This is a genomic window from Bradyrhizobium sp., from assembly GCF_049581145.1.
In the GTDB taxonomy this organism is placed as follows: Bacteria; Pseudomonadota; Alphaproteobacteria; order Rhizobiales; family Xanthobacteraceae; genus Bradyrhizobium.
In genome coordinates, this window is record NZ_JBAURI010001019.1 from 1 (window position 1) to 5,558 (window position 5,558).

Annotated in this window: 5 protein-coding genes and 2 pseudogenes; 4 read left to right on the plus strand and 3 right to left on the minus strand. The window is 63.7% G+C overall.

Annotation, left to right across the window (positions count from 1 at the left end; translation table 11 throughout):
- The first annotated feature begins 224 nt into the window (after positions 1 to 224).
- From WCB02_RS33000 to WCB02_RS33010, 3 genes are all read left to right on the plus strand, one after another.
- Positions 225 to 500 (plus strand): metal-sensitive transcriptional regulator, encoded by a 276-nt coding sequence (locus WCB02_RS33000; RefSeq protein ID WP_423964983.1) that lies wholly within the window; start codon positions 225 to 227, stop codon positions 498 to 500.
- Between the two features lie 158 nt (positions 501 to 658).
- Positions 659 to 1,273 (plus strand): methyltransferase domain-containing protein, encoded by a 615-nt coding sequence (locus WCB02_RS33005; RefSeq protein ID WP_423964985.1) that lies wholly within the window; start codon positions 659 to 661, stop codon positions 1,271 to 1,273.
- Positions 1,274 to 1,416: 143 nt separating this feature from the next.
- On the plus strand, positions 1,417 to 1,704 hold the full coding sequence (locus tag WCB02_RS33010; RefSeq protein WP_423964987.1) for a Spy/CpxP family protein refolding chaperone: 288 nt from the start codon (positions 1,417 to 1,419) through the stop codon (positions 1,702 to 1,704).
- 115 nt (positions 1,705 to 1,819) lie between these two features.
- Here the strand turns inward: WCB02_RS33010 and WCB02_RS33015 are convergent, their stop codons facing one another.
- Positions 1,820 to 2,797: a YiiX/YebB-like N1pC/P60 family cysteine hydrolase gene (locus WCB02_RS33015; protein WP_423964989.1), complete on the minus strand. Its 978-nt coding sequence runs from the start codon at positions 2,795 to 2,797 to the stop codon at positions 1,820 to 1,822.
- A gap of 189 nt (positions 2,798 to 2,986) precedes the next feature.
- Between WCB02_RS33015 and WCB02_RS33020 the strand changes: the two genes are divergently transcribed.
- The gene (locus WCB02_RS33020) at positions 2,987 to 4,408 is read left to right on the plus strand and encodes a flavin monoamine oxidase family protein (protein WP_423964992.1); all 1,422 of its coding nucleotides are present in this window, start codon (positions 2,987 to 2,989) and stop codon (positions 4,406 to 4,408) included.
- Between the two features lie 90 nt (positions 4,409 to 4,498).
- Here WCB02_RS33020 and WCB02_RS33025 read toward each other — a convergent pair.
- Positions 4,499 to 5,040 (minus strand): annotated as a pseudogene (locus tag WCB02_RS33025) (TSUP family transporter).
- A gap of 33 nt (positions 5,041 to 5,073) precedes the next feature.
- Positions 5,074 to 5,558 (minus strand): annotated as a pseudogene (locus tag WCB02_RS33030) (phenylalanine--tRNA ligase subunit beta); the annotation flags it as partial.

Consider the following 5,558-nt stretch of genomic DNA (forward strand, 5'->3'; position numbering starts at 1 on the left):
GCAGACGGGATCGAGCACTTTCAAGGTGTCTGCCGCGGCAGGCTGGACGTGATGGCCGTGACCATTGTGTCCGCCGCCGCAGGAGTTGGCGGTCTTCGCGGGCATCGCCTCGACCAGGCCGCCGGAACTCAACTCCCTGATCGCGTCGGTCTTGCGCGCGTCGATATCGGCCATCATGTACTCCGGCTCTTGAAACCTGTACCCGGTACGGGTATCTAGGCGGAATGCGAGCAGACATCAAGGCGTCATTACGGAAACGTCTCGGCCGGATCGAGGGACAGGTTCGCGGTCTGTCGAAAATGGTCGATGAGGACCGTTATTGCATCGACATCGTCACGCAAATCTCCGCTGCCCGTGCCGCACTCCGGCGTCTGGAGGAGGAGGTGTTGCGGGATCATGTCGCACATTGCGTTGAAGGCGCCATCGCCAGCGGCAACAAGGCCGATCAGCGTGACAAGATCGCCGAGCTGATGGCGGTGATTAGCCGATCGGACCGATAGACTAACGCCCGTCAGCGTTGGCTGCCTTGACGCCGATCAAGCGCGGTTAAGCAGCATGCTCCCCGGTAGCGGAGGCGTCATGCACGATGAATTCATTGCGCCGGGTGGCGCAGCAGCAACCTGGCTCACTTGGCCGGAACGACAGCAGGGAGTGTTCGATGGGCTTCTACAGCGACGTCATCCTGCCCCGCCTGTGCGACCTTGCAATGCGCAACAAGCAATTCGTGCCGTTCCGCGAGCGCGTGATCGGCGCGGCAGAAGGCAGGGTGCTCGAGATCGGTGTCGGATCGGGAATCAACCTGCCGTTCTATCGGCCGCCGGTGCGAGAGATCCTGGCGCTCGAGCCGGCGCCAAGGCTGCTCACCATGGCCCAGCGTGGTTCGCGCGGGGCGAACACGCCGGTCAGCTTTGTCGAAGCGTCCGCCGAGGCCATTCCGCTTGACCGTCACAGCGTCGATACGGTCGTGACGACCTGGACCTTGTGCACGATTCCGCAGGCTTCGGCGGCACTTGCCGAGATGCGCCGTGTGCTGCGTCCAGGCGGCAGGTTGTTGTTCGTCGAGCACGGACAAGCGCCCGACGAGGGCGTTCGCCGTTGGCAGGACCGGCTGACGCCGGCCTGGCGATATATCGCCGGCGGTTGCCACCTCAATCGTCCGATTCGTGCGTTGATCGAAGATGCGGGATTCCGCATCGGCCGGATCGAGACCGGCTATATTCCCGGGCCGAGGCCCATGACGTTCATGTATGAAGGCAGCGCCTTGCCCAACTGAATCGGCCATATTCGAAACGTCCGATGCTGCGATTGTCACCTCGCGTCCGACGCGCAAATTCGATGCAAGCGACCCGTTGATTCCGATCAATCCTTTTTTCTGCCAAGTCCTCTACTCGTCGTTCCGCTCGATGGCGCTCTGGCGTGAGCGAGCTCGGCATTACAGACGCGCACATGACCGAATGGAACGCTTACGCGGGAACGATCAAAAGCAATTTCCAAGGCATGCAGGGCATGTGGCAGACGATGAAGGCCATGTACGAGGCCAAGACCCCATCCGATCGCCTGGATACGCAAATTGCTGCAATGGACAGCCGGGTCGCCGCGCTGAAAGAGATCAAACCGGCGCTCGAGAAGCGCTACGCTTCACTGAGTGTCGAGCACAAGAAGAAAGCCGATGAGGTCCTCACCGGCATGGGTTGCATGATGTGATGTGGTGGTTCGGCTTCGGGCTGACGAGGCATCGAAGGAACGGCTGGAAGAACCATGGCTGGCCGTGCCGAGCGCCATCCGGCGTATCCAGCTCCGAAGAAGCGCGTCCTGCAGCCTAAGCCGCGATCTCGCCCGCCTGATCGCGGCGCTTGGGCCTGCGCGCCTCGACATGTTCGACGACCATGAAATGCTCGGATACCGTGAGCCGTTCGACCGGCGTCGCATCGGCCGCCGTCACTTCCGCAGGCGGAAGCGCCGTTTCCTGGTCAGCCTCTTCAGGAACGAGCGGCGGCGAGCCGATAGCTTCCGGAAACGGTCCGAATTCGCCCGCTACCTCCGGGAGCGGCCTTTGCTTGTCGGCCCAGTGCAGGGCGGTGTAGTCGAAACCGTGCACGATGGTCGGCTTGACGATCTCGAAATAGGGCGAGATGTCGAAATCCCGCGGCATATACAGTGATGAATCGCGGATGTGCAGGATTTCGCGTCGCGCCTGTTTGGAGCCGGCCCGCGTGATCCTGGGCAGGATCGGGTAGCGCACGGCATCGAACGCCTGCGCGATCAGCGCCGAGCAGATCATCTTGGTGGGATCGCCGGAGCCGAGCGCGATCATCCGCCGCCGCCAGCGCTGGGGCACCGGCAGCGGGATCAAATAGCGCATCAGGTCGAGGATGTTCTTGGTGTCATAGCCGAAGCCGATCCGGTTGATGGCGTAGCGGCACACCGTATCGCGATCTTCGTAGCTCAGTCCGACGGGTCGACAGAGCCGCGTGTGGTAGGAAAAATAGCGGGACAGCGGTGCGGAGGTAACGCCTTCGCCGACGTTGGCCTCGATCAGCACATGCGGTTCGCCGTCGGACTCTTCGGCGCCGCCAATCGGGCCGACAAACAGCGCGGCATGCGACCAGGTCGATTGCGTCAGATACTTGATGATGCCGGAAATCCGGTTGTTGCCTTCGACGAGCAGTACGTCGCCGGGCCGGATGACGCTGAGCAGAGATTCCGGATCGCTCGGCGTGAACGGTTCATAGCCGGGCAGTTCCTTCTGAAGATAGAAGGCGATCAGCTTCCCGACCGTATCGAGCACGACGCCCATGATGACTTTCCCCGCGGCGGCGCTGCGGCCGCCTTTCCCTGTCTTATCATCCTCGATAGCCGTTGCAATTTGGTTGATGGCTTGATCGGATCAATCATCATTGATTCACCATGATGGTTGCCGCGCGGCATCAGATGCGGCAAGGTTCGCCGGCTGTTCTCGTTTGCGCAAAGCTCCGGAAACCCTGACATGACAATGACGCGCCGCAGCTTTCTCTCGGCGTCCGCGGCATTTGCGGCGACCCCGGTGCTCCCTGGAGCGGCTTCCGCCGCGCCGTTGCCGCGCGAGGCCGATATCGTCGTGATCGGCGCTGGCGCGGCCGGCATTGCCGCGGCACGGCGTATCATGGCCGCCAATCGCAAGGTGATCGTGGTCGAGGCCGCGGGCCAGATCGGTGGCCGCTGCGTCACCGACACATCGAGCTTCGACGTGCCGTTCGATCGCGGCGCACGTTGGATACACAATCCAGATGCCAACCCGATGATCAAGCTCGCCCGCAACGTCGGGCTCGACGTCTCGTCCGTGCCGTTGGGACAGAAGATCCGCATCGGCCGCCGTTACGCGCGCGCCGGCGAGACCGAGGAATTTCTCGCAGCCCTGGTGCGGGCCAATCGCGCGATCGATGACGCCTCGCGCGGCAAAGTCGATCTCGCCTGCGCCTCCGCGCTGCCCAAGGATCTCGGCGACTGGGCCGGCGCGGCGGATTTCGTGCTCGGTGCCAGCGCGACGGGAAAGGATCTGAAGGATCTTTCCGTGATCGACAAGGCCCATGCCCAGGATCGCAGCGCCGCAATGGTCTGCCGCCAGGGCTTCGGTACCCTGATGGCCAAGCTCGGCGAGCAGATCCCGCTCTCGCTGTCGACACCTGCCGGCCGCATCGTCTGGAGCAATCGCGACGTGACGGTGGAGACGCCCGCCGGCAGGATCGCCGCGCGGGCCGCCGTCATCACGGTGTCGAGCAATATCTTGGTTGCAGGCAATATCAAATTCACGCCCGACATGCCGAAGCGCTATCTCGATGCCGCGGCCAGACTGAGCCTCGGCAGCTACGATCACATCGTGCTGCAGCTGCCCGGCAATCCGCTTGGTCTGTCGCGCGACGATGTCATGATCGAGCAAAGCACGGGAACGCGCACTGCGCTGCTGTTCGCCAACATGGCGGGATCGTCGCTGTGTGCGATCGATGTCGGCGGTTCGTTCGGCAGCGATCTCTCTGCCCAGGGTGAGGCGGCAATGGTTGCTTTCGGCAAAGAGTGGCTGACGAAATTGTTCGGCAGCGATGTGGTCGCGGCGGTGAAGCAAACCAGCGCGACGCGCTGGAACGCGGCGCCTTACGCGCTCGGCGCGATGTCGGCGGCAACCCCAGGCGGACAGCCGTCGCGAAAAATCCTGACCGAGCCGATCGGCTGCCTGTTCCTGGCCGGTGAAGCGACCCATGAGACGTTGTGGGGAACCGTCGATGGCGCCTGGGAGAGCGGCGAGCGGGCGGCAGATGCCGCGCTGCGCAAGATTGGCGCGGTGAAGGACACTGCGCCCGTCGAGGGATCCGCCCGGATGCCGAGGTCGCATCGGCGCACATCAAGGACAAGGACGGCTTCGCCGCTCGATTGATGCGATCTCAAGTGCGATGCCATTAGGTCGAATCGCCGTCGCGCCCCAGCTCGAGTTTCGGAAAGCCGCGACGCACGTTTCGTGACCATGCTAGCGAAGCACCGAATCGAGCACCGGCAGGCCGAAGATGACGGCGCAGCGATCAGCGTGTAGCAGATGGCGCGAAACAGCGTCTCGCTGGCGCGGTCGAACAGCAGCGCGCCGGACCAAGACGCCGATCGCGCCGATCGGGCCGACCAGCAGCGCAAACTTCAGCGCGTCCCGCCTGACAGCAGCAGCGCCAATAGCGCGCCGACGAAGGCGGATATGATCCAGCGCGTCGTCACGGGATCGAGCCGGCTCAAAAAGGTGCCGAGCGGTACGCCGATCAATGCGCCCATCGCGATGATCGCCGTGGCCTTGCGGTCCGCCTCCCGCCACGCCTTCGGAATGAACGGAGCGGCGGCAATGAACTCGATGATCAAAAGCCGCGCTGCCGCGAGGCGCGGCGAAGCGAAGCTCGCGGCCAGCGGCATGAAGATCAGTGCCGCACCGAAGCCGGAAAATCCGCGCGCCGTTGCTGCGATCAAGGCGATCGCGCAGATTGCCACGGCGGTGCTGACGCTGACCTCGGTCGGAATCAGGCGCGTCATGCGTTGGTCGTTTGCACAAGCACCCGGTCGAAATCAGCTTCGCGCGCGCAAGCTGCCGCCGGTCTTCCTCGTCACTTCGGCCACGATCCTGGCCGCGACCGCCTCGATCTCCTCGTCGGTCATGGTCTTTTCGCGCGGCTGCATCGTCACTGCGATCGCGATTGATTTCTTGGCCTCGTCGATGCCCTTGCCCTCGTAGAGGTCGAACACCGTGACGTCCGTAATCAGCTTCTTGTCGACGCCCTGCGCCGCGCGCACGATATCGGCCGCCTTCACCCTGCGGTCGACAATGAAGGCGAAGTCCCGCGACACTGGCTGGAACGGCGACAGGTCGAGCAGCGGCTTGGCCCGGGTCGGCTTCTGCTTGGCGGCCGGAATACGGTCGAGGATCACCTCGAACGCCAACAGCGGGCCGTCGGCGCGCAGCGCCTCCAATGTCCGTGGATGCAATTCGCCGAAACTGCCGAGTTGGTTCTGCGGGCCGATCTGGATCGTCCCCGACCGGCCCGGATGCAGCC

What these genes read in the sequence shown, in the direction of transcription:
- WCB02_RS33000 (WP_423964983.1), top strand. Translation starts at nt 225, where the DNA reads ATGCGAGCAGACATCAAGGCGTCATTACGGAAACGTCTCGGCCGGATC.
- WCB02_RS33005 (WP_423964985.1), top strand. Translation starts at nt 659, where the DNA reads ATGGGCTTCTACAGCGACGTCATCCTGCCCCGCCTGTGCGACCTTGCA.
- WCB02_RS33015 (WP_423964989.1), bottom strand. Translation starts at nt 2,797, where the DNA reads ATGGGCGTCGTGCTCGATACGGTCGGGAAGCTGATCGCCTTCTATCTT.
- WCB02_RS33020 (WP_423964992.1), top strand. Translation starts at nt 2,987, where the DNA reads ATGACAATGACGCGCCGCAGCTTTCTCTCGGCGTCCGCGGCATTTGCG.